Annotated in this window: 24 protein-coding genes, 1 tRNA gene and 2 pseudogenes; 8 read left to right on the top strand and 19 right to left on the bottom strand. The window is 61.0% G+C overall.

Features of this window, described 5'->3' with window-relative positions; all coding sequences use genetic code 11:
* From HJB83_RS22355 to HJB83_RS22335, 5 genes and pseudogenes are all read right to left on the bottom strand, one after another.
* Positions 1-124 (bottom strand): annotated as a pseudogene (locus tag HJB83_RS22355) (S-(hydroxymethyl)glutathione dehydrogenase); the annotation flags it as partial.
* Between the two features lie 90 nt (positions 125-214).
* On the bottom strand, positions 215-2,236 hold the full coding sequence (locus tag HJB83_RS22350; protein ID WP_207580575.1) for an acetyl/propionyl/methylcrotonyl-CoA carboxylase subunit alpha: 2,022 nt from the start codon (positions 2,234-2,236) through the stop codon (positions 215-217).
* 75 nt (positions 2,237-2,311) lie between these two features.
* Positions 2,312-3,016 carry a hypothetical protein gene (locus tag HJB83_RS22345; RefSeq protein ID WP_221132650.1) on the bottom strand — a complete coding sequence of 235 codons (705 nt, stop codon included), beginning with the start codon at positions 3,014-3,016 and terminating at the stop codon, positions 2,312-2,314.
* Between the two features lie 64 nt (positions 3,017-3,080).
* A complete protein-coding gene (locus HJB83_RS22340; protein ID WP_207580573.1) occupies positions 3,081-4,040 on the bottom strand; it encodes a DMT family transporter in 960 nt (319 codons plus the stop codon).
* A gap of 128 nt (positions 4,041-4,168) precedes the next feature.
* Positions 4,169-4,253, bottom strand: a tRNA-Leu gene (locus tag HJB83_RS22335).
* 181 nt (positions 4,254-4,434) lie between these two features.
* On the opposite strand from HJB83_RS22335, the gene lipB reads away from it, so the two are divergent.
* Together lipB and HJB83_RS22325 are read left to right on the top strand one after the other, a co-directional pair.
* Positions 4,435-5,154 (top strand): lipoyl(octanoyl) transferase LipB, encoded by a 720-nt coding sequence (lipB, locus tag HJB83_RS22330; protein ID WP_207580572.1) that lies wholly within the window; start codon positions 4,435-4,437, stop codon positions 5,152-5,154.
* Between the two features lie 157 nt (positions 5,155-5,311).
* Entirely contained in the window at positions 5,312-5,956 is a 645-nt protein-coding gene (locus HJB83_RS22325) for an isoprenylcysteine carboxylmethyltransferase family protein (RefSeq protein WP_207580571.1), read from the top strand.
* Positions 5,957-6,017: 61 nt separating this feature from the next.
* On the opposite strand, the gene HJB83_RS22320 is transcribed toward HJB83_RS22325, so the two are convergent.
* The 3 genes from HJB83_RS22320 to HJB83_RS22310 all read right to left on the bottom strand — a co-directional run bounded on the left by HJB83_RS22320 (position 6,018) and on the right by HJB83_RS22310 (position 7,821).
* Positions 6,018-6,383: a hypothetical protein gene (locus HJB83_RS22320; protein WP_207580570.1), complete on the bottom strand. Its 366-nt coding sequence runs from the start codon at positions 6,381-6,383 to the stop codon at positions 6,018-6,020.
* 310 nt (positions 6,384-6,693) lie between these two features.
* Positions 6,694-7,203, bottom strand: coding sequence for a BON domain-containing protein (locus HJB83_RS22315; protein WP_207580569.1), 510 nt, complete (start codon positions 7,201-7,203; stop codon positions 6,694-6,696).
* A 123-nt stretch (positions 7,204-7,326) separates the two neighbouring features.
* Entirely contained in the window at positions 7,327-7,821 is a 495-nt protein-coding gene (locus HJB83_RS22310; RefSeq protein WP_207580568.1) for a peptide deformylase, read from the bottom strand.
* Between the two features lie 262 nt (positions 7,822-8,083).
* Between HJB83_RS22310 and mgtE the strand changes: the two genes are divergently transcribed.
* Both mgtE and HJB83_RS22300 read left to right on the top strand, forming a co-directional pair.
* Positions 8,084-9,499, top strand: coding sequence for a magnesium transporter (gene mgtE, locus HJB83_RS22305; RefSeq protein WP_207580567.1), 1,416 nt, complete (start codon positions 8,084-8,086; stop codon positions 9,497-9,499).
* Between the two features lie 65 nt (positions 9,500-9,564).
* Entirely contained in the window at positions 9,565-9,957 is a 393-nt protein-coding gene (locus HJB83_RS22300; protein WP_037073057.1) for a MerR family DNA-binding transcriptional regulator, read from the top strand.
* A 12-nt stretch (positions 9,958-9,969) separates the two neighbouring features.
* On the opposite strand, the gene HJB83_RS22295 is transcribed toward HJB83_RS22300, so the two are convergent.
* Positions 9,970-10,959 (bottom strand): heparan-alpha-glucosaminide N-acetyltransferase, encoded by a 990-nt coding sequence (locus HJB83_RS22295; protein WP_207580566.1) that lies wholly within the window; start codon positions 10,957-10,959, stop codon positions 9,970-9,972.
* Positions 10,959-11,723, bottom strand: a complete 765-nt coding sequence (locus HJB83_RS22290; RefSeq protein ID WP_207580565.1) for a DUF599 domain-containing protein — start codon at positions 11,721-11,723, stop codon at positions 10,959-10,961. The genes HJB83_RS22295 and HJB83_RS22290 overlap by 1 nt, the downstream gene beginning before the upstream one ends.
* A 194-nt stretch (positions 11,724-11,917) precedes the next feature.
* Here HJB83_RS22290 and HJB83_RS22285 point away from each other — a divergent pair, with 194 nt between their 5' ends.
* Together HJB83_RS22285 and HJB83_RS22280 are read left to right on the top strand one after the other, a co-directional pair.
* Positions 11,918-13,321 (top strand): L-serine ammonia-lyase, encoded by a 1,404-nt coding sequence (locus HJB83_RS22285; protein ID WP_221116019.1) that lies wholly within the window; start codon positions 11,918-11,920, stop codon positions 13,319-13,321.
* A gap of 61 nt (positions 13,322-13,382) precedes the next feature.
* A complete protein-coding gene (locus tag HJB83_RS22280; protein ID WP_221132649.1) occupies positions 13,383-13,820 on the top strand; it encodes a DUF1489 family protein in 438 nt (145 codons plus the stop codon).
* A 49-nt stretch (positions 13,821-13,869) separates the two neighbouring features.
* Here the strand turns inward: HJB83_RS22280 and HJB83_RS22275 are convergent, their stop codons facing one another.
* The 7 genes and pseudogenes from HJB83_RS22275 to HJB83_RS22245 all read right to left on the bottom strand — a co-directional run bounded on the left by HJB83_RS22275 (position 13,870) and on the right by HJB83_RS22245 (position 20,537).
* Positions 13,870-14,145 (bottom strand): hypothetical protein, encoded by a 276-nt coding sequence (locus HJB83_RS22275; RefSeq protein WP_164014607.1) that lies wholly within the window; start codon positions 14,143-14,145, stop codon positions 13,870-13,872.
* A 113-nt stretch (positions 14,146-14,258) separates the two neighbouring features.
* Positions 14,259-15,845 (bottom strand): serine hydrolase, encoded by a 1,587-nt coding sequence (locus HJB83_RS22270; protein WP_221132648.1) that lies wholly within the window; start codon positions 15,843-15,845, stop codon positions 14,259-14,261.
* Between the two features lie 134 nt (positions 15,846-15,979).
* Entirely contained in the window at positions 15,980-16,765 is a 786-nt protein-coding gene (locus tag HJB83_RS22265) for a hypothetical protein (protein WP_221132647.1), read from the bottom strand.
* Positions 16,766-16,964: 199 nt separating this feature from the next.
* On the bottom strand, positions 16,965-17,570 hold the full coding sequence (locus HJB83_RS22260; protein WP_221132646.1) for a transglutaminase-like cysteine peptidase: 606 nt from the start codon (positions 17,568-17,570) through the stop codon (positions 16,965-16,967).
* 364 nt (positions 17,571-17,934) lie between these two features.
* Positions 17,935-18,911, bottom strand: a pseudogene (pip, locus tag HJB83_RS22255) (prolyl aminopeptidase).
* A 245-nt stretch (positions 18,912-19,156) separates the two neighbouring features.
* On the bottom strand, positions 19,157-19,768 hold the full coding sequence (locus HJB83_RS22250) for a PilZ domain-containing protein (RefSeq protein ID WP_207580559.1): 612 nt from the start codon (positions 19,766-19,768) through the stop codon (positions 19,157-19,159).
* A gap of 124 nt (positions 19,769-19,892) precedes the next feature.
* A complete protein-coding gene (locus tag HJB83_RS22245; RefSeq protein WP_221116016.1) occupies positions 19,893-20,537 on the bottom strand; it encodes a PAS domain-containing protein in 645 nt (214 codons plus the stop codon).
* Positions 20,538-20,800: 263 nt separating this feature from the next.
* Between HJB83_RS22245 and HJB83_RS22240 the strand changes: the two genes are divergently transcribed.
* On the top strand, positions 20,801-21,592 hold the full coding sequence (locus HJB83_RS22240) for a rhomboid family intramembrane serine protease (RefSeq protein ID WP_207580557.1): 792 nt from the start codon (positions 20,801-20,803) through the stop codon (positions 21,590-21,592).
* A gap of 94 nt (positions 21,593-21,686) precedes the next feature.
* Complete coding sequence (locus HJB83_RS22235; protein ID WP_164014594.1) at positions 21,687-22,121, top strand: CBS domain-containing protein; 435 nt, start codon at positions 21,687-21,689, stop codon at positions 22,119-22,121.
* 44 nt (positions 22,122-22,165) lie between these two features.
* Here the strand turns inward: HJB83_RS22235 and HJB83_RS22230 are convergent, their stop codons facing one another.
* A complete protein-coding gene (locus HJB83_RS22230) occupies positions 22,166-23,128 on the bottom strand; it encodes a patatin-like phospholipase family protein (protein WP_221132645.1) in 963 nt (320 codons plus the stop codon).
* Positions 23,129-23,244: 116 nt separating this feature from the next.
* Complete coding sequence (hisI, locus tag HJB83_RS22225) at positions 23,245-23,697, bottom strand: phosphoribosyl-AMP cyclohydrolase (RefSeq protein ID WP_207580555.1); 453 nt, start codon at positions 23,695-23,697, stop codon at positions 23,245-23,247.
* Positions 23,698-23,715: the final 18 nt, after the last annotated feature.

Genomic DNA, 23,715 nt, shown 5'->3' with positions numbered 1-23,715 from the left:
TGTGGCAGATGCCGGTCGCCTTGACCTCGACCAGCACTTCGCCGGCCTTCGGGCCGTCCAGCTGCACGGTCATCACTTCCAGCGGTTTTCCGGCCTGAACGGCAACGGCGGCGCGAACGTCCATCTTCACAATCTCCCTGGTAATTTATTGGGGCGACCTTGGCACGGTCGGCGAGCCGCGCTCAAGCGAAAACCGGCCGCCGGCCTTTTCCTCTCAGGCGAATTCCATGATCACGGCATCGACGGCCAGGCTTTCGCCGGCGGCGGCATTGATCTTCGAAATGACGAGATCGCGGTCGGCGCGCAGCACGTTTTCCATCTTCATCGCCTCGACGATCGCAAGCGTCTCCCCGGCCTTGACCTCCTGGCCCTCGGCAACCGCGATGGCGACGACGAGGCCGGGCATCGGGCAGAGCAGGAGTTTGGAGGTATCGGGCGGCAGCTTCACCGGCATCAGCTTGTCGAGTTCGGCATGACGCGGCGAAAAGACTTTGGCCGTCACCGAAAGCCCCTGCCAGTCGATGCGCAACCCGTTGAGGAGCGGGCGGATCTGCGCGGTGATATCGCGGCCGCCGACCTTGCCGCTCCAGACGGGATCGCCCGGTCTCCAGTCGGTGACAACGCTGATGCTCTCGCCGTCAATCGCCCCCTCGACCGCCATGTCCATATCGAAAGGGATGGTGACGAGGCCATCGAGCAATCTTGCAGCGACGTAGTTGTCACCGATCTTGACCACCCAGTGCTCGCGCAGCGCGCCCGATGCGGCGCGCAGGCGATCGGCGAAATGCTCGCGCCGGTTCGTCTCGATCAGGCCGGCGGAAAGGGCTATGGCGGCAAGCGTGGCCTCTTCCTTGCGGTCCGGTTTCATCGGCGCGAAACCGTCGGGATATTCCTCGGCGATAAAGCCGGTAGACAGCCGGCCCTCGCGCCAGCGCGGATGTTTCATCAGCGCCGCCAGGAAGGGGACATTGTGCTCGATGCCATCGACGACGAAACCGTCGAGCGCCCGGCCCATGGCCTCGATCGCTTCGACCCGCGTCGGTGCCCAGGTGCAGAGCTTGGCGATCATCGGATCGTAATACATCGAGATCTCGGCTCCTTCGAAGACACCGGTATCGTTGCGGACGACGACATTGCCGGTCCGGCCTTCGGCCGGTGGGCGGTAGCGCGTCAGGCGGCCGATCGACGGCAGGAAGTTGCGGTAGGGGTCTTCGGCATAGAGCCGGCTTTCGATCGCCCAGCCGTCGAGCCTGATGTCTTCCTGGGTGAGGGGAAGTGGCTCCCCCGCTGCGACACGGATCATCTGTTCGACGAGATCGATGCCGGTGACGAGTTCGGTCACGGGATGTTCGACTTGCAGACGGGTGTTCATTTCGAGGAAATAGAAATTGCGGTCGCGGTCGACGATGAATTCGACGGTGCCGGCGCTCTGGTAATCGACCGCTCTCGCCAGCGCCACCGATTGTTCGCCCATCGCCTTGCGGGTTTTTTCGTCGAGGAAGGGCGAGGGCGCCTCTTCTGCCACTTTCTGGTTCCGCCGCTGGATCGAGCATTCGCGCTCGCCGAGATAGACGACGTTGCCATGCGCATCGGCCAGCACCTGGATCTCGATATGGCGCGGCTCGACGATGTATTTCTCGATGAAGACGCGGTTGTCGCCGAAGGAGCTCTTCGCCTCCGAGCGGGCGCGCTCGAAGCCGTCGCGCACCTCGCCATCATTCCAGGCAATGCGCATGCCCTTGCCGCCGCCGCCGGCCGATGCCTTGATCATGACGGGATAACCGATCCCGCCTGATATCACTTCCGCTTGGGCGGCATCCTCGATAACGCTGAGATGGCCGGGCACGGTGGACACGCCGGCGGCATTGGCGAATTTCTTCGATTCGATCTTGTCGCCCATCGCCATGATGGCCTTCGGCTTCGGGCCGATGAAGACGATGCCCTGCTTTTCCAGCTCAGCGCAGAAGGAGGCGCGCTCAGACAGGAAGCCGTAGCCCGGATGCACCGCCTCGGCGCCGGTTGCCTTGCAGGCGGCGACGATCTTTTCAGCAACCAGGTAGCTCTCGGAGGCTGCGGCCGGGCCGATATGAACGGCCTCGTCGGCCATCTCGACATGCAGAGCGTCCCGATCCGCATCCGAATAGACCGCAACGGTCAAAATACCCATGCGGCGCGCGGTCTTGATCACGCGGCAGGCGATTTCGCCGCGATTCGCGATCAGGATTTTCTTGAACATCGAGACTCCACCCAGAAATGCGTTCCGGAGTTTTACGCATAAAACACCGGAACGCACAATCAGGCTTGAGCAGCGTCAGGCGACAGCTGCCTGCGAGACGGGTTCCTCATCGACGATACGCAGCCAGCGGCTGCGCCGCGGTTCGGCATAGTCGCGCAACTGGACGGCGGCCATGATGCCGGCCCAGTGCGGATGATTGGCGCCGGGCAGCGTCGCTTGCTCGATCTGCTGGAGCACGCCGTATTCGACCGACGAGACGGGAATGACACCACCTTCGGCGACGCTTCTGAAGATGCGCATGGCAAAATCGACGTCCTGGCGGGTAATGCCCCGGCGATCGACGGCACGCGACAGCTTGTAGCCACCGATATTGTCGGTGATCGCCACACGGAGCTGGTCGAGGGCGAGCGCTCTCAATTCACCCGGGACAACGGTCGAAATCTCCATGACGTGGAGAATGAGCTCGAGTTCCAGCGCCGAGTTGACGACACCGGCGGTCGTGAACATGCGCATGATCCAGGCGACGTTGATTTCATCAAGCGAGCCTTGCGGATAGGTGTAATGGACGATGAAACCGGCGAACTGCTCGACGAAGAAAGCGTTCCAGGCAGCGCATTTCTCAGGGCAGGAATTGTTGAGCGCCAACATCGCCACGACATCGTCGGATGTCCGGATACCCTCCGGAAAAGCATGTTCGCGCAATAGCATTATATCTTCGGCCGTCAGCCGATGCTTGCCGGCCACCACACAGGCCGGAAAAGCGAGACGAAATTCGCTCATGTTTTAGCTCCAGGCTTCATCATGAAGCCGGAGACAGTTTTAGCGCCTGCGAATTGACGATCCCTCAAGAAGAGGAGTTAACCCGACATTCCCGGGGTGAGGAAGATTTTAACGATTGCGCCTGCAGCCGCTCGCGCCAGATGATGAAGAGACCTGATGCGACGATGATGAAGATGCCGATCCATTTGGAAAAGCTGGGGAAATCATTAAACAGCGCGTAGCCGAGAACGGTCGCCGAGATGATCTCGAAGTATTGGAACGGTGCAAGCAGCGACAGTGGTGCGAGGCGGAAAGCCCGGACGATGAGCATATGCGCATATCCCGAAATCGAGCCGAGGACGAGAAGCAGGACAAGACCGAGACCTGAGGCGGGCAGAGAGACGGCAAAATCGGCATTGCCGGAACTGCTTCCGACGAGAAGGGCCGCCGCCATGAAGACCGTTCCGCCGATGCCGGCCATCGTCTGCATGGTCAGCGGCGAATCGGCGTCACCGATGGCGCGGTTGAGGAACAGATAGAGCGAGAACAGAAAAGCGCAGGCGACCGGCAGCAGCGCCTTCAGGCCGAAAATCTCGTAACTCGGCTGAATGACGATCATCGCGCCGCCGAAACCGACGACGATTGCCATCCAGCGCCGCCAGCCGACCTTCTCCCCGAGGAACAGCGCCGACATGGCCGTCAGCATGAAGGGTTCGACGAAATAAATGGCGAAAACGTCGGCAAGCGGCATGTATTTGACGGCGACGAAGAAAAGCAGGCTCGCGCCACCGTGCAGCACGCCGCGCAGCAGGTTCATCCATGGCCGTTTTGCCGAAAGCGCCTTCAGCCCGAAAAGGGCAAAGAGAATCGGCAGGGTGCAGGCGATCTGGAAAAAGAATCGGTAGAAGGTCACCTGGCCCGGCGACATCGCCTCGAAGGTCGCCATGTATTTGGCGATCGCATCCATGATCGGCAGGATCAGCATGGCGCCGGACATGATCGCCATGCCCGGCAGGGAATTTTGATGGGCTGGATGCTCTGTCATGGTGGCCGGTTCTTGGCAGGGATGACGCCATCAACCATGAGAAGGCCGATCGATCAAGCAGAGCAACCGCAAATAGCTTCGAGGTGAAATCCAAATCGTCGCTTAGAAAGCGATTCCCAGAAGGGAAATGGTGCGGTCGAGAAGACTCGAACTTCCACGGGTTGCCCCACAGCGACCTCAACGCTGCGCGTCTACCAATTCCGCCACGACCGCATCGTGGTAGGTGCCGATTTGCGTCGGCGGGGCAGCATGTAGCAAAAGCATTTGGGGTGCACAAGGGCGATATGACAGTTTTTTTCAAAAGCGGTCACAGCATTTGAATTGCCCCCGAAACGGGTCCATATAGCTGTCCTGCCGCCCCTTTTTTCAGGCATTTCGGGGACAGCGGCAAGGAATGGCCATGCTTCGCACCGATCTCGAATTCTCCATGCTCCCGAATCTCGGCACCCGCCCGGTGCGTTGGCGCATCGCCGATGGCCTCGTTCCCTATGCGGAGGCTGTGGAGACAATGGAGCGCGAGGTGGCGGCGATATCAGATGGCGGCGACGAACTCGTCTGGCTCGTCGAACATCCGCCGCTCTATACCGCCGGCACCAGCGCCAATGCCAGGGATCTCGTCCAGCCAGACCGTTTTCCGGTTTTTGCGACGGGGCGAGGCGGTGAATATACCTATCATGGGCCTGGCCAGCGCGTCGCCTATGTGATGCTCGACCTGAAGCGCAGACGCCAGGACGTGCGCGCCTTCGTCACCGCGCTTGAAGATGTCGTCATCCGCACGCTCGACATGATGAATGTGCGCGGCGAGCGACGTGAAGATCGCGTCGGCGTCTGGGTGCGCCGGCCGCAAAAGCCATTGCTTCCCGATGGGACAATGGCAGAGGACAAGATCGCCGCCCTCGGCATAAGGCTGCGGAAATGGGTGACTTTCCACGGACTGTCGCTCAACGTCGATCCCGATCTCGATCATTTCGGCGGCATCGTGCCCTGCGGGATTTCAGCCTATGGCGTCACCAGCCTCGTCGATCTTGGCTTGCTGGTGATGATGGCTGATGTCGATATCCGGCTGCGCACCGCCTTCGAGGCGGTTTTCGGCGAAACGACGAGCGAAAACTGACCTTTCTCGACGGCAATTTGGTGCCTTTCACCGCCGCTAGATTCTGCAGTGAGGATCGGCAAGGTAAGAACGTCCGCAACGAAAGCTTTAACTTATTATTAGCGCTGCCGCATGTATATGACACCATAATCTCGTGATGCGGAAGTCTTTGCAAATAATGAAAAAACAGGCAGTGGCAAGCTGGTCATTCTTCGACGTGTATTTCGTTCTCGACATTCTCGAGAAAGTCCTCATCGGCTATTTCTTCGCTGCGATCGTCATGCGAATGCTGCCGCAGATGCAGGACAACAGGGCGATTATTGACGGCCTGCTGCTGGTCTCCGAGGCGGCCGCCACCTTCCTTATCCTGACGCGCCGGCCGACGAGAAATGCGTCGCTGCGCCTGTTTGACTGGATGGTCACCGCCATCGGCACGCTCTTCCCGCTGCTCGCCTCACCCTCCGCGACAGAGCCGCTTGCGCCGCTCGCACTCTGCGGCACGGTGTTGGCACTCGGTTTCGTGCTGCAGATATCGGCAAAGCTGTCATTGCGGCGAAGCTTCGGCCTGCTGCCGGCCAATCGCGGTATTAAGATTGGCGGACCCTACAAGTTTGTCCGTCATCCGATGTATGCGGGTTATCTGATGGCACATATCGGATTCTTCATGGCTCATCCGAGCCTTTGGAATTTTGCCATCTATGCAACGGCGCTTGCCGCACAATGTTTCCGCCTCTTGGCGGAGGAGCGTCTGCTCCAGCAGGATCCTGCTTATACGGCCTTCATGGCCACGACCCGCTATCGGCTGGTTCCATTCGTGTTCTAAGACGACAGAGAGCGAAATGAAAAAGAGAAGGGCCGGATTCCGGCCCTTTCTTTTGTTTGGATCAATGCGTCGCGCGGCATGCGTCGGTGCGAGAGGCGCCGCTGTCGGCACCCTTGGTGTGGGAGCCGCTCGGGCCAATCATGCTGTGGCATGGGGGCAGGGCGTTGATGCTCGCCGTTGCGGTCTTGTCGACGGCAGGGGCCGCCATCGCGCTCGGGGCGAAGCCGTCGCTATCATTGGTATAATCGCTGGAATAGGCCGCGGCCTTGCGGTTGGTGTAGTGAACGGGGGCCGGCTTCGACATCGGGCTCTGTGAAAAACCGTCGCTATCGTTGGTATAGTCGTCGGAATATGTCGGCTGGGCGAAGGCAGCGCCTGCAAGGCTGACGGCGAACAGTGACGCGGCAAGGGCAAATTTGATGCGCATGGGTCTATCTCCTCAATCTGCTGTTGAATTTCACAACATAAACTAACCCTCGGCAGCTGCGAGTTCGCGCCCCAATTCAGGCAATTTTGTGATAAATTGACGGCGTGGCCGCGACCTTTTGTCCAAATGAAATCACAGTGTTGTCAATGAAATTGACGTTCTTGTTACACAAGCCGCCTAAGCAAAAGGTCTAAATTGCGATGCAATCTGAAATTGTTAACTTTTGGTAATGTCGGCCGACTGAAATTTTGACAGGGGCGGCCGGGAGGCATCGATGCCTCCCGCATGACTTCCGTATCTTGGTGCGCGATTAGTCCTCGTTCGGGATATGCGCGTCGACACCGGTCAGCTGCAATTTGTTGCGGACATGGTGGACACCGTCGACCGAAAGCGCACCGAGCTCGACCTTACGGGCGATGCCGATCGTTTCCACCGAACCTTCCAGGGTGACGACGTGTCCGTCGGCATGAACCTCAATGCTATTGATGTCGACCTCGGGAATATTTTCGAGATTGTCGTTCACCCGTGCTTCGAGGTCGTCGCTTTCATCGCGGTCGATGGTATCGGCGCGGAGCGAATCCTTCAAGCGGTTCTCGTTGCCGTCTGCATCCGTGCCGTCGATCCGGAAGCCTTTGTTGGGATCGCTGTCGAAATTTGCCGCGGTCTCGCCATAGGGGCGGTTGGCCGGGTCGGCGCCGGTGGCGTCGGCATAGGGCCAACCGTCGTCGAGATTGCGTTCCTCGAGGTCGCGATAATCTTCCTCCCGGGAAAGCTCAGGCTTCTCCCGGGAAAACTGGGTCTTGTCACCGATCCTTGCCATTGCAGTCGCTCCTTTTTCGCTGAGGGGGTTTCTCTGCGGGGGGGTCTCTGCGGGAAACGCCGGCAGTGGCGAATGGTTCGGTGCAGGTGGCGATTTGTCAGGCTTGATTGTCAGGCTTGATTGTCAGATTGGTGCCTTCTCCCATTTTTTCACGAGACGGTCGCGTTTCAGCCGCGAGAGGCGCTGCAGCCAGAAAATGCCGTCGAGCTGGTCGACCTCGTGCTGGATGCAGATGGCGTGGAAATCTTCGGCTGCTTCCTCGTGCACGATGCCCTCGGCATTCTGGTAACGGAAGCGGATCGCGCGCGGGCGTGTGACCTCTTCAGTGGCGCCGGGCATGGAGACGCTGCCTTCTGCATGGCGCATCGTCTCCTTCGAGAACCAGGTGATCTCCGGGTTGATGTAGAGCCGCACGCCGTCCGTCTTGTCGAGCTCCAGCACAGTAACACGGCTGAAGACGCCGATATGGGCGGCGGTGATGCCGACGCCGGGCGCCGCCCGCATCGTCGCCACCAAGTCGTCGACAAGCGCGGCGAGCGACGAATCGAAGGCTGTCACCGGCGCGCAGACGGTCTTCAGACCAGGATGCTGATAGCGCAGAATCGGACGGAGGGGCATGGGGCAGGCTTTCTTTACTTGGATGGGGCTTGGCCGGGGTTTGGACAGGTGGCGAAACTATCGCCGGCCGTGGGCATTGTCATCAAGAGGCAGGTTTGCGGCTTTACGGCAGGGATGCTTTGGGCTAGCAGAAGCCATGAATCCCACCGCGGAAGCCGCGCGCGGGACTGGCTTATCTGATTGTTGACAATGTGTTTTCGGCCGACATTTGCGAATGTGGCGCTGTAGTCGTTGAAATTCGAACCAGATGCGAGGGCGGCAGATGACGACGACCGATGGGGAAGACCGCATCCGCAGGCGTCCCGAGGACGAGGAAGCCGATATCTACGACGAGGACGGCAATGTCCGCAGCGATTTCCTGGCGCTGGTCGGCGCCGCGATCGCCGACCGCGACACGTTGTTCCTGCGCCAGAATGTTGCCCGCCTGCATGAATCTGAGATAGGCGACCTGCTGGAAGCGATCCAGCCGGATCAGCGCCTGGCGCTGGTGCGCCTGCTTGGCGACGATTTCGACATGACTGCGTTGACCGAGGTCGACGAGGCGATCCGCCGCGAGATCGTCGACCAGATGCCGAACGAGCAGATCGCCGCCGCGATCGGCGATCTCGATTCGGACGATGCCGTCTACATTCTCGAAGATCTCGACAAGGAAGACCGGGAAGAGATCCTCGCTCAGCTGCCGTTTACCGAGCGGGTCAGGCTGCGTCGGGCGCTCGACTATCCCGAAAGCTCGGCCGGGCGCCGCATGCAGACGGAATTCGTCGCTGTGCCGCCGTTCTGGACGGTCGGCCAGACGATCGACTACATGCGCGACGAAGAGGATCTTCCCTATTCCTTCTCGCAGATCTTCGTCATCGATCCGACCTTCAAGCTGCTCGGCGCCGTCGCTCTCGACCAGATCCTGCGTACCAAGCGGCAGACGAAGATCGAGCAGATCATGCGCGAGACCAACCATCCGGTTCCGGCCGAGACGGACCAGGAGGAGGCCGCCCAGCTGTTCGAACAGTATGACCTTCTGTCGGCCGCCGTCGTCGACGAGAACGGCCGGCTGGTCGGCGTGCTGACCATCGACGACGTCGTCGACGTCATCCACGAGGAGGCGGACGAGGACATCAAGCGCCTTGGCGGCGTCGGCGACGAAGAGCTGTCGGACAATGTGCTTTCGACGGCGCGTTCGCGTTTTCTGTGGCTCTTGATCAACCTCGGCACGGCAATGCTGTCGGCCAGCGTCATCGGCCTGTTCGACGCCTCGATCGAGAAGATGATCGCACTTGCGGTGCTGATGCCGATCGTCGCCTCGATGGGCGGCAATGCCGGCACGCAGACGATGACGGTGACGGTGCGCGCGCTCGCCACCCGCGATCTCGACATCTACAATGCCGGCCGCATCATCCGCAGGGAGGCCGGCGTCGGCATCCTCAACGGCATCGTCTTCGCGACGATCATGGGCATGATCGCCGGCACCTGGTTCCACGACTATCAGCTCGGCGGGGTGATCGCGGCGGCGATGATCATCAATCTGATGGCGGCGGCGCTTGCCGGTATTCTGCTGCCGTTGCTGCTCGATAAGGTGGGGGCCGACCCGGCGATCGCGTCGTCGGTCTTCGTGACGACGGTGACCGACTGTACCGGCTTCTTCGCCTTTCTCGGCATCGCCACTTGGTGGTTCGGCATCTGAACGGTCTGATGAAATTGACTATTACGTAAAAGTCAATATTATTGCCGGTTCATGACGGGGAACCCATGCTGGTGAACAAATATTATAGCATAACGGAGCTGACGCGCGAATTCGGGGTCTCGACGCGCACGCTTCGCTTCTACGAAGACGAGGGACTGATTCATCCGGAGCGGCGAGGGCGCACCCGTCTCTTTCGCCAGGCCGACCGACGGCTCATCGGCGAAATTCTGCGCGGCCGGCGCATCGGGTTCACCATCGCAGAGATCCGCGAGATCATCCAGGTCTACAAGGAGCCGCCGGGCGAGCTCGGTCAATTGAAGCTGCTGATGAAACGCGTCGACGAGAAGCGTGACGATCTGCGCCAGAAGCGCAAGGATATCGACGACACGCTGGTGGAACTCGACAATATCGAAGAGGCCTGCCTCGGTCGCCTCGCCGAGATCGGCGTCACCACCTGAGCGGAACGAGACTTATTCCGCTTCGGCGCTGCATTCGGCGGCGATGGTCTGCACCCGCTCGTCATTCTGTATATCGATCGCGCCCGCCTGCAGCGGCGTGAACAGGGCTTGAGCCTGCAATTTCTCCAGCGTGCATTGGCAAAAGCTGTGGCAGAGCGCTTCACCCTGCTGCATGACGCAAGAGGCGTTGCATTGCTTTAGGTAAGTCGCGACCGGATCCGGCGCCTGCGGCGGGACGACGAGGGAAAGCCCGTAGGCGATGGCGATCAACACCGGCTGGTGAATGAGGTAGAAAGCAAGGCTGTGGCGGCCAAGCCTTGCCGGCCACCATGAACCGGTGCCGATGGCGGCAAGCCGATGCAGCAGTCTGGTTCTGATGCCGATCGAGGCGAAACTCAATCCAGCAAGAAAGGGCGTTGCCCAGGGAAACAGCGGCACATAGTCGTTGGACCGTTCCGGCATCACCGCAAGGCCGATCCAGGCGAGATATCTGGGATCGAAGAAGGATGAGCGAAGCAGGCCGGGTGTGCCGAAATTATCGGTAAGCCAGGCAGCAATGAGCGCCACCGTCGCGACGAGCGTGACGGCGAGCGGCAATCTGATAAAGACGATGCCGATCAGCGTCAGCACCGCGATGCAGTGCAAGATGCCGAAATAGATCCACTCGTTCGGCATCGCGATGCGCGTGGCGGTCGAGATGACGGCGGCTCCCGCGGCAATCATGCCGAAACGCTTCCAGAAGGCGGGCCAGCGGACCTCGGGTTTGCTCGAGAGCACCAGGCTGATGCCGACGATGAAGATAAACGTCGTGGCGATCGCCCGGGCATAGATCTTCAGCCAGCCTGTCTCGGCCGTGCCCGGCGCGAGATAGCCCATGAACTCCATATCCCAGCTGAAATGATAGCTCGCCATGGCGATCAGCGCGAGACCGCGCGCCGTGTCCAATAGGCCGATGCGCGGCGGCTTTACCGCCGCATCGGCTTGCGTTGCCGGCAATGTCATTAAAGTCCCTCGGGCAAATCACGTCCGTCGCTCGACGGCATGTCGCGGCCAAACGCGGAAAGGTGGAAATTCGACGGCGGGCCGGCATCCATGATCGCCAACCGCGCCTGCGAAAAGAATTGCCGCCGTGTCAGAACGAAGATGACGATCGCCGTCGTCAGCATGAAGACATAAGGGTTGATGAACCAGCCGAGATAACCGATCGACAGGAAGATCGCCCTGAGGCCTTCGTTGAAATTGCTGCCGGCAATGACATTCATGCGGATGACGCGTTCGGCGGCCCGCTCGGCGGCGATGACGTCGCGTTCGGTATCGCGCAGCATCGGGATCGAGCCGAACAGAATGGTGCAGTAGTTGAACAACCGATAGGACCAGCCGAACTTGAAGAAGGCGTAGCCGAACAGCACTGCCAGCCCGCCGACCTTCATCTCGAAAACGGCATGGCCGCCATGCAAGACGAAGGGCAGGTCGGCGAAGACGGCGTCGACCTTCTCCGTCGCCCCGAGCAGCGCAAAGCAACTGCCCAATGCGAAGATCGAGGTCGAAGCGAAGAAGGCGGTGCCGTTCTGCAGGCCTGCCATGATCTGCGTGTCGATCATCTTCAGGTCGCGGCGCAGCGAGTTATAGATCCATTCCCGCCGCCGTTCGATCATCGCATGGGTGAGGCTGGTGCGTCCGAAGAAGGTGCGGCCATGCAGCAGCCAGGAATAGCCCATCCAGACACAGGCAAAGAAGGCCAGAGCGATATAGTCCGCCGTCGTCATCAGTGATTCAGTCTCCGCATGAAGTGCGGCCACCTTACATATGCATCGAAATGCTGCAATGACTGGTAAGGCGGGCCTCATCGTTTTAGTGTTCAGCCGCAATGTCGCACCGGCTCCATGCGATGTCGGTGTGCCGCACGGATTGAAAACCGGCATCGCTTAAGCTTGCATCCTCGTAATCAGAAGGCGCATCCATGTTTCTCTCGGTATTCGATGTCTTCAAGATCGGTGTCGGGCCGTCGAGCTCGCACACGATGGGTCCGATGTCGGCGGCCAACCGGTTTCTCGACCTGATCCTGTCTGACGAATGGCCGCGCCCATCCTCAGGCGCCCAGGTCGTCGCGATCAAGGTCAGCCTGCACGGCTCGCTTGCCCATACCGGCATCGGCCACGGCACCGGCAGGGCGGTCATTCTCGGCCTGATGGGCGAGGCGCCCGACAGTGTCGATCCCGACAAAATGGACGGCATCGTCGACACGGTGGAGCGCACCGGCCGCATCACGCCGGAGGGGCATCCCGCCTATCAGTTCCAGCCGAAGACAGACCTGATCTTCGACAAGAAACAGCCGCTGCCCGGTCATGCCAACGGCATGGTCTTTTCCGCCTATGACAGGGACGGCCGGCTGCTCGTCAAGCGTATCTATTATTCGGTTGGCGGCGGCTTCGTCGTCACCGACACCGAGCTGGAGCAGATGCGGGCGAAGAAGAACGCGGCCGGCGGCACGCGCGTGCCCTATCCCTTCGCCACCGCAAAACAGATGCTCGAGATGGCGGAGCGCTCAGGGCTGTCGATCGCCCAGATGAAGCGGGCAAACGAGCAGAGCCAGCGCAGCCAGGAGGAGCTCGATCAGGGGCTCGACCGCATCTGGGAGGCGATGCGCTCCTGTATCGAGCGCGGCCTCAAGGTCGATGGCATCATGCCGGGCGGCCTCAACGTCAAGCGCCGCGCCCGCAGGATTCACGACAAGCTGGAAGAGGAGTGGCGCAGCAACCGCGTCAACCCGCTGCTCGCCAACGACTGGCTGAGCGTCTATGCGATGGCCGTCAACGAGGAGAATGCCGCCGGCGGGCGCGTCGTCACGGCGCCGACCAACGGTGCGGCCGGCGTCATCCCGGCGACGATCCGCTACTACGAGCATTTCCACGAGGACTGGGATCAAAACGGCATCCGCGATTACCTGCTGACGGCTGCGGCCATCGGCGGCATCATCAAGCACAATGCCTCGATCTCGGGCGCAGAGGTCGGTTGTCAGGGCGAAGTCGGCTCGGCAGCGGCAATGGCGGCCGCAGGCCTTGCCGCCGTCATGGGCGGCACGCCGGAGCAGATCGAGAACGCCGCCGAGATCGCCCTCGAACATCATCTTGGCATGACCTGCGATCCGGTTGCGGGCCTGGTGCAGGTTCCCTGCATCGAGCGCAACGCACTCGGGGCCGTCAAGGCGGTGACCGCAGCGTCACTCGCCGTCAAGGGCGACGGCCAGCACTTCGTGCCGCTCGATGCCTGTATCGAGACGATGCGCCAGACCGGCCACGACATGAGCGAGAAGTACAAGGAAACCTCGACCGGCGGCCTTGCCGTCAACGTGGTCGAGTGCTGAGTTTGTGGACGCGTGATGCTTCTTGCTTGACGCCCGCTGCCAAAAGGATTTCAACGGCGGCATGGCATTGCATCTCATCAAACTCTGCGTCGGCGCCGACTCGATAGAGGATCTGCGCGAATGGGTGGCGGAACGCTCGCTGCGCGCCATCGCCGCCGGGCTCGAGCCGCATTCGGTGCACACGACGCGCATGGCGCCGAAACGCATGGACGAGCTGCTTGACGGCGGCTCGCTCTATTGGGTGATCAAAGGCCAGGTGCAGGCGCGGCAGAGGCTGCTCGACATCGAGACCTTCACTGACGGCGAGGGTATTTCGCGTTGCCGCCTGATGCTGGGCCCGGAGGTCATCGAGACGGCCGTGCAGCCGAAGCGTCCCTTCCAGGGCTGGCGTTATTACACTGAGGATGACGTGCCGCGCGACCTGATGAGCCTTGGGGCAGGCATTGTCGAAATGCCCGCGGACCTGCGCCGCGAGCTGACGGAACTTGGTCTGCTCTAACGTCTGTCGCCCAAAAACGCGTCCTGGTTCTGGGCTACACTACCAAGCTTCAACGCAGGCGCAGCTGCACCGGCACACTGCCGTCTTGCGAGGTCACATGCAGATGGATGCGGGCCTCGGGCTGCGAATAGCGCCAGGCGCGGGCACCATGGCTAAGCAGCAGATTGATGAGATCGCGGGTCTTTGGAGACTTCGCCTTCGGACGCTGCAGGCCCATTTCGGCCAGCCGCAACGCAGCCTCGTGCAACGGATGCAGCGATGAGCGCCCCTTGGCCGGCATGCGGCGGTCTGAAGGCATTCCCGGAACATTCTCATTGATTGCCATTGTTTTCCCCGTACGCAACACTGATCGAGTTCAAGAACGGTGGCCGGAAACGCAAACACCGATTCCGGCCATTACCGATGCCGCCGGCCATCTTGCAGGCAGCATCGAATAGCTCATTGGGCAGCCGCCCAGCACTTGATTCCGGCCTTCTTCAAGGCCTTGCAGGCATTGACCGCATCGCGCTGGTCGTCGAAACCACCGAAGCGAGCGCGATAGAGCTGGTCACCGCCAGCGGCATAGGCGACGGCGAAAGGCTTTGCCGAGGCCAGCGCCTTGCCGCCCTTGCTCTTGGCGCTTTCCAGGAGATCCATGGCCATCTGCCGGCTCGGCGAGACGCCGACCTGCACGACCCAGCCGGCCGGGCCATTGTCGGTTGAAGCGGCACTGGTCGAGGTCGGCGTGGTCGAAGCGGTGGTGACATTGTCGACCGCCGTATCTTCCCGTTCCTGCGGCAAGGCAGCGGGTGCCGGTTTCGGCACGGCGAGCGATGCTTGCTGCTTGATGGTCGTGGTCTTGACCTTGGTCGGCGCCGGCATTGGCTGGGCTACCAGCGGGTTGTCGGATTTCGCCTGAGCCGTCTCGACATAAGCGACCTCGGTCTCGGCGACCTGATAACGGGCATCCGGCAGCGGGCCCTTGTGCGGCAGGCTGAGATCGGCGGCAGCGGCCGAAACCGGCGGCTGCGCTGCGGTGATCACCTTGGCCATTTGCGGCTGGGCCTTCTGCTGGACCTTCTGTGGCATGACCGGAGCAGGTGTCTCGATCATCGCCGGGGCAGGGGCCGCCTCTGCGATCAGGGCCGACGACCCGCCGCGGCTCGATGCCTTCGGCAGGTAGGTGGCGATCAGATTGCGCATCTGGGTATCGCGGGCAGGCGTCGAAGCGCCGCCGAGCACGACACCGACGATCGACTTGCCGTCGACCTGCACCGAACTGACCAGATTGAAGCCGGCAGCGCGGGTATAACCGGTTTTGATGCCGTCGACGCCACGCACGGAACCGACAAGGCGGTTGTGGCTGCGGATCGTGCGGCTGCCGAACTTGAAGGCGCGGGTGGAGAAGTAGCCGTAATATTGCGGGAAATGCTGCCGAAGGGCGATGCCGAGGCGGGCCTGGTCGCGCGCCGTCGTCATCTGCGCGGTATTCGGCAGGCCGTTGGCATTGCGATAGGTGGTGCGCGTCATGCCGAGCGCATGCGCCTTGGCGGTCATCAACTGGGCGAAACGATCCTCGCTGCCGCCGCCGAGCATTTCGCCGAGCGCCGTTGCGGCATCATTGGCCGACAGGGTGACGAGGCCGAGAATGCCTTGCTCGACGGTGATCGTGCCGCCGGCGCGAACACCGAGCTTGGTCGGCGCCTGGGCTGCCGCATGAGCGGAGAAGGGAACCGGCGTATCGAGACGGATACGACCCTGCTCCAGCGCCTCGAAGGTCATGTAGATGGTCATCATCTTGGTCAGGGAGGCGGGGTATTGCAGCCGGTCGGAATTCTCGCTGTAGAGAACATTGCCGGTCTTGGCGTCGACGACGATGCCTGCATATTTCGAATTCGCCGCTTCAGCTTCGGCGCTTACCGAATCGACCAAGACGATCGTGACGGCCACCGAAAGGATCGCCAGTAGCTTGGCGAAAAAGCTGCCGGATCGGGACGATGGTACGGGGGAGACTGACCTTGACACTATTCCACTCTTCGCTTGCATTTCAGATATTTGGCACCTCAACTATCGGCAGGAACCGCACACCTCCCGCCGTACAGCCCGTCTTCAAAATCTACCGATTGGGCGTTACCAATCCGTTTATGATGAATCGTTTATTTCGCTGTCCGGGGAGCATTTTAGGGACTTGTCGCAGAACGGTTCACAAGACGCGCTTCCACAATGGTGCGGATAGCGGCATCAATATGTTCCCAGTCGTCGAGATGGCTGCTTGAGAAGCGGTAGAGAACGCTGAGATCCCTGCCAACCTTGATATCGCGCTGACAATCCCCGCTCGACGCCTTGTCGGGGACGGAAGGCAACAGGCAGCGCACGACGTAATCCGGCCCGCCCTTGACGGGCGCCGTCAGCAGCACCTCGTCGCCGTAACCGGCGTCGGCGCGAAGACGGTGCAGCGTCAGGCCGTCGCGGAAGGGTGCGGCCGGTCCTTCGAGCAGATGCGAATAGATCGGCTCCAGCCGCCCGGACATGTCGCGCGACATTGTGCTCTGGGTAATCTGCAGGAAGATCAGGCCGGAGGATTGGGCGATATCGTCGAATCGAAGGTGGTTTTCCTTGCCGTAGCCCCGCATATCAGGCCAGGCGAGATAGAGATCGACACGCTCGGCCGCACCGTCATGCCTTTGACTCGGGAAGCGAATGGCGTTCTCGGGGAATTTCACGGTGTCGCGGCCGATGGCCAGCGTGATCTCGACCGTACTGTCGGTGTTGCCGGCAAGCGAGATATGCCGGCCGAACCAACGGCCGCCGATGCTGATGGCAACCGTCAGGACCGCCAGGACGGCAATCACCGCCATCGTGCGGAGCAGAAAGCCCAAGGAAAAAAGCGGCTGCTCGTCGGGTGCGCTGCGCGCGGCATGGCTCATGGCGGTTCTTCGTGTTTCGGTCCGCCGCAGGAGGAACATGAGCCGCCGGTGCCGATGGTGAGTCTGATCGGCATGATCGGACTGGCACGGTTAATAATTCGCTAAGATTTCAGGGGTGTGGGTCGCCTGGGGGCGAATGCCTGTCCAAAAAAGAGCGAGCCGTTCCCGGGACAGCGGGAACGGCTCTTGGGCGCCGGTCGGGACGGGATGCGGGGACTGACCGGGCCGCAGACTATTCTTACTTGACGCTACCAACCGCGACAGTGCGGCCGTCCTGGAGCTTCGACCAGCGGGCCGGATCGTCGGCGGACTGGCGCTTCAGGTAGGTGTATTCGGTATCCGACCACAGCAGCACCTTGTTGCGCATGTTGTCGAGGATGAAGTCGCCGTGATCGGTGCGGACCGTCAGCACGGCATGGCCTTCGCCGTTCGGCTGCAGCACGACGGTGATCAGCGTGTCGGAGGGCGAGAAGCCGTCTTCGATCAGCATCTTGCGCTTCAGCAGGGCATAATCCTCACAATCGCCGACGGTTGTGGGATAGGCCCAGCGTTCTTCGACGCCGTAGATCTGTTCATCCGTCTCCGGCTGGATCGCCGAATTGACGGTGTAATTGACTTTGAGAATTTCCTTCCAGCGATCCTCGTTGAGGATGGCCGGTCCGGCATCGCCGCCGGCAAAGGCACATTCGGTTGGATTCGCCTTGCAGAATTCATAGTGGCCGATCGGCGGGCTGGCATTACCCGCCAGGGCCATGCTGGCTGGCATCGCCTGGCCCGAACCCGCCATTGCCATTATGAGGGCACCGGCCAGAAGGCCGCCTTTCAGGATGTTTGCAGTTGTCATTGCCGTCTCCCCGTAAGTTGAGGCGACAATGACACGGACGTTTTTATCTCACGCAAAATTACGCAATAGAATTAAAGGCTTAGTTGAATCAAATGCCGATAAAATCTGGCTAAAAACAGAGTCGAATGCGCATAAAATTCGACGCGCATTTGTCTCGAATTCGATTAAAATTGTAATTCTCGCAACAAGGCTTTCGCCCGATAAAAGGTTGCGTTGCCGTCCCGGCGTTAAGGATTTTCGTTGAGCCGGATAAATGCCGGCTGCGGTTCGGCGCTGCGCGGCAGGCTGGCAAGGCAGCCGGAATCAGACGATTCGGCCCGGTCAAAGCAGGTCATCGCTCGGATTTCAGATTCCGGCGGCAAAATTATTTTTGCGGGTAATCCCGAGATCGGTCGGTAGCGGCGACGATCGCGGCGCTCATATCGGGATTTGCGGTGGAGTGGGATGCATGCGGAAGGATTTGGAGCTCGCTTTGCGGCCAGGCGCGGGCCAGTTCCCAGGCGGTGACAAGCGGCGCTTCGATGTCGAACCGTCCCTGCAGCAGGATACCCGGTATGCCGGCGAGCCTCGCGGCATTCCTCAAAAGTTGGCCGTCTTCCAGCCGGGCGCCGTTGGTGAAATAGTGGGTGATGATGCGAGCCCGGGTCAGCAGATAGGCCGGATTGACCCAGCGGCGCGCGGCAGGCCTTTGGGGTCGGCGAGCAGGATCGAGGCCGCTTCCCAGTCATGCCAGTCGCACGCTGCCTTCAGCCGCGTTTCCGGGTTGTGATCATTGAGGAGACGATGATAGGCGGCCACCATGTCGTCATCTTGTTGCCGGCTGCCTGCGGGGACCGCCTGGCGGAAACGATGCCATTCTTCCGGAAACAGCGGCGCCATGCCACGATAGAGCCAGTCGACTTCCGAGCGCCTTGTGGTGGTCACGCCCGACAGGACGATCCCCGCGACGCGCCGCGGATGGGTTTCGGCATAGGCAAGCGCCAGCGTCGATCCCCAGGAATTGCCGAAAACGAGCCAGGTGTCGACGCCGAAGAAGACCCGCAGCCGCTCGATATCGGCGACGAGATGCCAGGTGGTGTTGTGGGAAAGATCGGTTTCGGGATCGGCAGCGCTCGGCAGACTGCGGCCGCAATTGCGCTGATCGAACAAAATGATTCGGTAGGCATCGGGATCGAAATGGCGCCGCGCCGCCGTCGAACAGCCGGAGCCCGGCCCGCCATGCAGCACCAGCGCCGGCCGGCCCGCGGGACTGCCGCAGGTCTCCCAATAGATCAGATTGCCGTCGCCCGTGTCGAGCAGGCCATAATCATTGGGTTCGATTTTCGGATAGAGAGCTGCCATCGTTCTGCCTGTCGCAGGTTGTTCCACTCATAACCTTTACTAGAAGATAGGTTGGAACCACTTGCGACAGGATGTTCTGCTTGCTTTCCAAAGCCAGATTGGTCTCCGCTTGCAGATCTGTTGCGGTGAAGCCCAGGCGTTTCAACACGACCTGACCGGGTGCGGCCCGGACCTGCCATCATCTTCAGCGGAGTCCGTCAGGACATTGCACCCACCACGAAGAGCGGCGGCAACGTCGCGGTCTGTTAGAGGAATTCGCGCAGCGTGTCGCGGGACTGGATCGACAGGAATTCGATCGCCACACCTTCGACGAAATGGCGGACGACGCGACCGCGCATGTTGCCGAGCCGCACAGCCGTTCCAATCGACGGGCGCATCTCGACGTCGACGGCAGCGCCCGACAGCGAAAGGTCCATGATGCGGCAGGTATAACGTGTGCCGTCTTCGAGCGTCAGCTCGGTATTCGTGTCGCGTGGCGTCAGGCGGTCATGGCGACGGTCTTCCGGCAGGCCGAGTTCGTGCTTGTTGGCAAGCCAGGTGAGCTGGGCGGCGAGCTTCTCGCGCTTCCGCTCGGTGGCATTGATCGACATGGTGAAGCCGCGGCCATCGAGCGTCTGGACATAACCTTCGACGCGGCCGAGATGGTCAATATAGGCGACGACACGTTCGTTGGTGCGTGGCCGACCGAGGCAGGTGACGTACATATCGCCAGGCGACATGTCGATCACTATGCATTCGAACTCCTCGTAATTCGCAAGCATCAGCCGGCCCTGCATATTGATGGGCACGCGCTGAAAAACGCCCTGTTCAGGGCGCGGCGCAGGTCTTTGCGTCTGAGCTGGCTGGAACGAGTGCATCAAATGGCTTCTTCATCAAAATCGCAGAGACTGATCTTTACCCGCAATCCCTTAACAGAAGGTTGTTTGGCCTCATTCGGACATAGCGGAAAACGAGTATCCGCTATGTCCCGAAACGAAACGGTCAGTGCGCCTCCGCACTCAGCAGCTGCGACACCATGCGGCGCATGACCTGCCCGAAGCCGAGGCTTTTGCCGGCAACGATTTCGTTGATGGGGCGTTGTTCAGCTGGTGTGGCCGTGCCGAATTTTCCGGGCAGCAGTCGGCTGCGGTCGAGCGCCAGGAATTCCAGCGGCACGATCTCCAGCCAGCTCGCAGCCGCCGTGGGTGCGATCCCGCCGAGTAGCCGATCGCAGGCGCCGCCCGGCGAGCGCAGTGGCATCATGATGATCTCGAAGGAGGCCTGATGACCGACGGTGCTGTAGCCCGTCGCATTGAACAGGGCTGGCATGGTATGGTCCATCACACCCATTGCCGTGCGTTCGATGTCGGCGTGCTGGCCGTTTGCCCAGAGCGAGGCGAAACGTTCACCACGCAGATCCCGCCCAAACAGATCGCAGATGCGGGTGCCGGCGAGCCGGAAGCCGATGTCACCTCCCTCGCGCGTCTCGAGAATAAACAGGCTTTGGAGCAGATGGGGTACGGCGGAGGGTTCGACCTGCTGTTTCAGCGGCGCATCGGCAGCGCCGCGGATACGGTTCCAGTAGTCAAAAATCTCGATGGTCGTTTGCACACGCATTTTACACCAACCTGTCCCATTCCGGATCATTTTCGGGCAATCATTGCCCCGACAGGCTCTACCTTGCGGATTTCATGCCAAACCGCGGCGGTTAAGGTTAAGAAACGGTTTCGGTTGAGATGCTGTGCCCGTCGTGACACTGTCCGGTCATCGCTTCGACTTTCGAAGTTCAGCACAACCTGCCCGGGCCGAGGTCTTTCCTTGAACTCCCGGTATGCCGTCCGGCACTTCGGACGGCTTTTTTTTTGACAGGTGGTCCTGTATGGCTGTGGCCTCAACGAGGCGATATTGAAATGAATGAGCAGACGGCCGAGCCGCATAAGGCGCCCGAACCTCCCGAGGTCCAGCCGCTGGCAAAGCCGCCGCGCGTGCCGGTCTTCAACCTTCCGCCGGCGCTGTTCTTCAGCCTTTGTCTGCTTGTTGTCATCTATGCGGTGCAGGAGCTCGTGCTTTCAGACGATGCGCTGAGTTGGCTATTCTTCACCTTCGGCTTCGTTCCCGCCCGCTATGTGATTCCACTGTCGCAGCAAGGGCTGGAGCTGTTCTGGACGCCGGTCACCTATTCACTGCTGCACGGCAGCGTCCAGCATATCGTCTTCAACGCCTTCTGGCTGATGGCCTTCGGCGCGCCGGTCGTGCGCCGCATCGGAACGCTGCGTTTTGTGCTTTTCTGGCTTTTTTCGGCCGTCGCATCGGCGGCCTTGCATGCGGTCCTGAACTGGGGAGATGTGACGCTGCTGATCGGCGCGTCGGGCGTCATTTCCGGGTTGATGGGCGCCGCCTGCCGATTCGCCTTTCCGGCCGAACGTCGGCCGATGCTGCCTGCGCATCTCAATGCCCGGCTTTCCATCGTCGAGGCGCTGCAGAGCCGCACGGTCGTCATTTTCATGCTGCTCTGGCTGGTCGGCAACGCCCTGATCGCCGTCGGCATCCCGCTCGTCGGCGATAGTGATCAGGCGATTGCCTGGGACGCGCATATCGGCGGCTTCGTCTTCGGCTTCCTGTTGTTTTCGCTGTTCGACCGGGCGCCGCGCCCACCGGGGATGGAAGCTGCGGGAACAGAGAAGGATCTGTTGCAATCCTGAGCCGGGCGGTGCACCATCGACCTATTATCCGCGATGGGGGGAGAAACCGCCGCGGATGCCTGTGACAAGTGTTTCACGGACATAGGAGGTTCGAATGACCAGTTCAGTCAAAGCAATCCTCGACCTGAAAGGCAGGGACGTCGTCACCGCCGGGCCGAACACCACCGTCGCCGAGGCGGCCGCCATCCTCAGCAAGAAGAAGATCGGCGCTATCGTCGTCGTCGGCATGGAAAACCGGATTTCCGGCATGTTCACCGAGCGTGACCTCGTGCATGCGATCGCCAAACACGGCAAGGACGGGCTCGACCAGTCGCTTGCCCAGGTCATGACTGCGAAGGTCTACCGCTGCCATGAGGAGACGACCGTCAACGAGCTGATGGAGCTGATGACCAGCCGCCGCTTCCGGCATGTGCCGGTGGAAAGCAACGGCAAGCTTGCCGGCATCATCTCGATTGGTGACGTGGTAAAATCTCGCATCGCCGAAGTTGAGCGCGAGGCCGAGGAGATCAAGGCCTATATCGCCGGCTGAGGTCTTGCCGGCCTCAAGCGCTACGGGCTTTCGGACGATATCCATCAGGGGGAGGTGGCGTAAACTTCCTGCATGCGTTTGATTTCGGGGAGTCTTACCCTGGCTTCCTCGTAGCCGCGTTCGATCGCCTCGCCGGCCCGGTGGAATTCCGAAAGGCCGATGTAGCTCAGACGCGGCTGCAGCGAAATATCCGGCGGGTCGCCGGCAAGGCGGGCGCGGGCGATCCTATCCTGGATGATGTTGAATGCCTGCACCATGACGCCGGTCATGCCGAGACGGGCATAGGGCGCCTCTTCCTGCTTCTGCACTTCCTGCGGCGAAAGGCTGGCGTTGTGCCGGACGACGGCCGAGCGGCCATAGAGATCGTAATTGAGATTGACTGCGACGACCAGCGGCTGCTCGTAGGCGCGGCAGACGGAGACGGGGACGGGGTTGACCAGCGCGCCGTCGACCAGCGTGCGGTGATTGCTGCGCACGGGCTCGAAAATGCCGGGCAGGGCATAGGAGGCGCGCAGCGCGGTAATCAGCAAACCATTGGCGATCCAGACCTCGTGACCAGTATTGACCTCGGCGGCGACGGCGACGAACGGCCGGTCGAGATCCTCGACGTTCAAGCCTTCCAGATGTTCCTGCATACGCTTGGTCAGCCGCATGCCACCGAACAGGCCGCTGCCGCCGATGGTGAGATCGAGGAGGCTTGCGATCCGGCGCATCGTCAGCGAGCGGGCGAAACTTTCGAGTTCATCGAGTTTGCCGGCGAGATAGCAGCCGCCGACCAGCGCGCCGATCGAGGTGCCGGCAATCATGCCGATCTCGATTTTTGCCTCGTCGAGGGCGCGCAGCACGCCGATATGGGCCCAGCCGCGGGCAGCACCACCGCCGAGCGCCAGCGCGATCTTGATTTTCTTGATGGGTGCTGGAGGCGGGATCACCTCGATCGTGGTGGATATGGCGGTACCGGAACCTTCGCCTTCAGAGCTTTGACGATGCAAATTCCAGCTCAGCATGGCGCTCTCCCTCCCAGCAGAACACTTTGGGTCCCGATAGTGTGCCCGATCAGTTTCCAAATGGTATATAGAAGCGGTTTCTGGCGCAATAAGGAGCAAATGCCGGCGCGTTCGGCTTATTTCCCGTAAACGTCCTGCGGATCGAAATGACGCTCGTCGTCGACGATATCCAGCATTGGCTTTCCGTCTTGAAGCGTAATCGTCCGATAGAAGCAGGAGCGGCGGCCGGTGTGACAGGTGGCGTCGTGGCCGGCGACCTCGACTTTCAGCCAGATGGCGTCCTGATCGCAATCGGTGCGAATTTCCTTCACCGTCTGGAGATTGCCCGAGGTTTCACCCTTCTTCCAGATCTTGCCCCGCGAACGGCTGAAATAATGAGCCGTGCCGGTCTGGATGGTCAGCGCCAGCGCCTGGGCGTTCATGTGCGCCACCATCAGCAACTCGCCGTCGCCAGCGTCGGTGACGATCGCGGTGATCAGGCCGCGGTCATCGAAACGCGGCGTGAAATCGCCGGCGTCTTCCAACGCCGACTTGTCCTCGGATGGTTGATTGAAGATCATTTGACTCATCGCGGCCCTCCTGAGGGA

It is taken from the genome of Rhizobium sp. NZLR11 (genome assembly GCF_019685115.1).
GTDB lineage: Bacteria > Pseudomonadota > Alphaproteobacteria > Rhizobiales > Rhizobiaceae > Rhizobium.
Note: the sequence above shows the minus strand (reverse complement) of the source record. Positions and strands in the feature narration are given on the sequence as shown.

Bases quoted from the DNA above. Each gene is read 5' to 3' on its own strand.
- HJB83_RS22245 (WP_221116016.1), bottom strand. From the start codon at position 20,537: ATGATCCGGAATGGGACAGGTTGGTGTAAAATGCGTGTGCAAACGACC.
- HJB83_RS22235 (WP_164014594.1), top strand. From the start codon at position 21,687: ATGACCAGTTCAGTCAAAGCAATCCTCGACCTGAAAGGCAGGGACGTC.
- HJB83_RS22295 (WP_207580566.1), bottom strand. From the start codon at position 10,959: ATGACATTGCCGGCAACGCAAGCCGATGCGGCGGTAAAGCCGCCGCGC.
- HJB83_RS22325 (WP_207580571.1), top strand. From the start codon at position 5,312: ATGAAAAAACAGGCAGTGGCAAGCTGGTCATTCTTCGACGTGTATTTC.
- HJB83_RS22250 (WP_207580559.1), bottom strand. From the start codon at position 19,768: ATGCACTCGTTCCAGCCAGCTCAGACGCAAAGACCTGCGCCGCGCCCT.
- HJB83_RS22270 (WP_221132648.1), bottom strand. From the start codon at position 15,845: ATGCAAGCGAAGAGTGGAATAGTGTCAAGGTCAGTCTCCCCCGTACCA.
- HJB83_RS22285 (WP_221116019.1), top strand. From the start codon at position 11,918: ATGTTTCTCTCGGTATTCGATGTCTTCAAGATCGGTGTCGGGCCGTCG.
- lipB (WP_207580572.1), top strand. From the start codon at position 4,435: ATGGCCATGCTTCGCACCGATCTCGAATTCTCCATGCTCCCGAATCTC.
- HJB83_RS22315 (WP_207580569.1), bottom strand. From the start codon at position 7,203: ATGGCAAGGATCGGTGACAAGACCCAGTTTTCCCGGGAGAAGCCTGAG.
- HJB83_RS22265 (WP_221132647.1), bottom strand. From the start codon at position 16,765: ATGTTCCTCCTGCGGCGGACCGAAACACGAAGAACCGCCATGAGCCAT.
- HJB83_RS22310 (WP_207580568.1), bottom strand. From the start codon at position 7,821: ATGCCCCTCCGTCCGATTCTGCGCTATCAGCATCCTGGTCTGAAGACC.
- mgtE (WP_207580567.1), top strand. From the start codon at position 8,084: ATGACGACGACCGATGGGGAAGACCGCATCCGCAGGCGTCCCGAGGAC.
- hisI (WP_207580555.1), bottom strand. From the start codon at position 23,697: ATGAGTCAAATGATCTTCAATCAACCATCCGAGGACAAGTCGGCGTTG.
- HJB83_RS22240 (WP_207580557.1), top strand. From the start codon at position 20,801: ATGAATGAGCAGACGGCCGAGCCGCATAAGGCGCCCGAACCTCCCGAG.
- HJB83_RS22230 (WP_221132645.1), bottom strand. From the start codon at position 23,128: ATGCTGAGCTGGAATTTGCATCGTCAAAGCTCTGAAGGCGAAGGTTCC.
- HJB83_RS22275 (WP_164014607.1), bottom strand. From the start codon at position 14,145: ATGGCAATCAATGAGAATGTTCCGGGAATGCCTTCAGACCGCCGCATG.
- HJB83_RS22280 (WP_221132649.1), top strand. From the start codon at position 13,383: ATGGCATTGCATCTCATCAAACTCTGCGTCGGCGCCGACTCGATAGAG.
- HJB83_RS22350 (WP_207580575.1), bottom strand. From the start codon at position 2,236: ATGTTCAAGAAAATCCTGATCGCGAATCGCGGCGAAATCGCCTGCCGC.
- HJB83_RS22290 (WP_207580565.1), bottom strand. From the start codon at position 11,723: ATGACGACGGCGGACTATATCGCTCTGGCCTTCTTTGCCTGTGTCTGG.
- HJB83_RS22345 (WP_221132650.1), bottom strand. From the start codon at position 3,016: ATGAGCGAATTTCGTCTCGCTTTTCCGGCCTGTGTGGTGGCCGGCAAG.
- HJB83_RS22260 (WP_221132646.1), bottom strand. From the start codon at position 17,570: ATGACAACTGCAAACATCCTGAAAGGCGGCCTTCTGGCCGGTGCCCTC.
- HJB83_RS22300 (WP_037073057.1), top strand. From the start codon at position 9,565: ATGCTGGTGAACAAATATTATAGCATAACGGAGCTGACGCGCGAATTC.
- HJB83_RS22340 (WP_207580573.1), bottom strand. From the start codon at position 4,040: ATGACAGAGCATCCAGCCCATCAAAATTCCCTGCCGGGCATGGCGATC.
- HJB83_RS22320 (WP_207580570.1), bottom strand. From the start codon at position 6,383: ATGCGCATCAAATTTGCCCTTGCCGCGTCACTGTTCGCCGTCAGCCTT.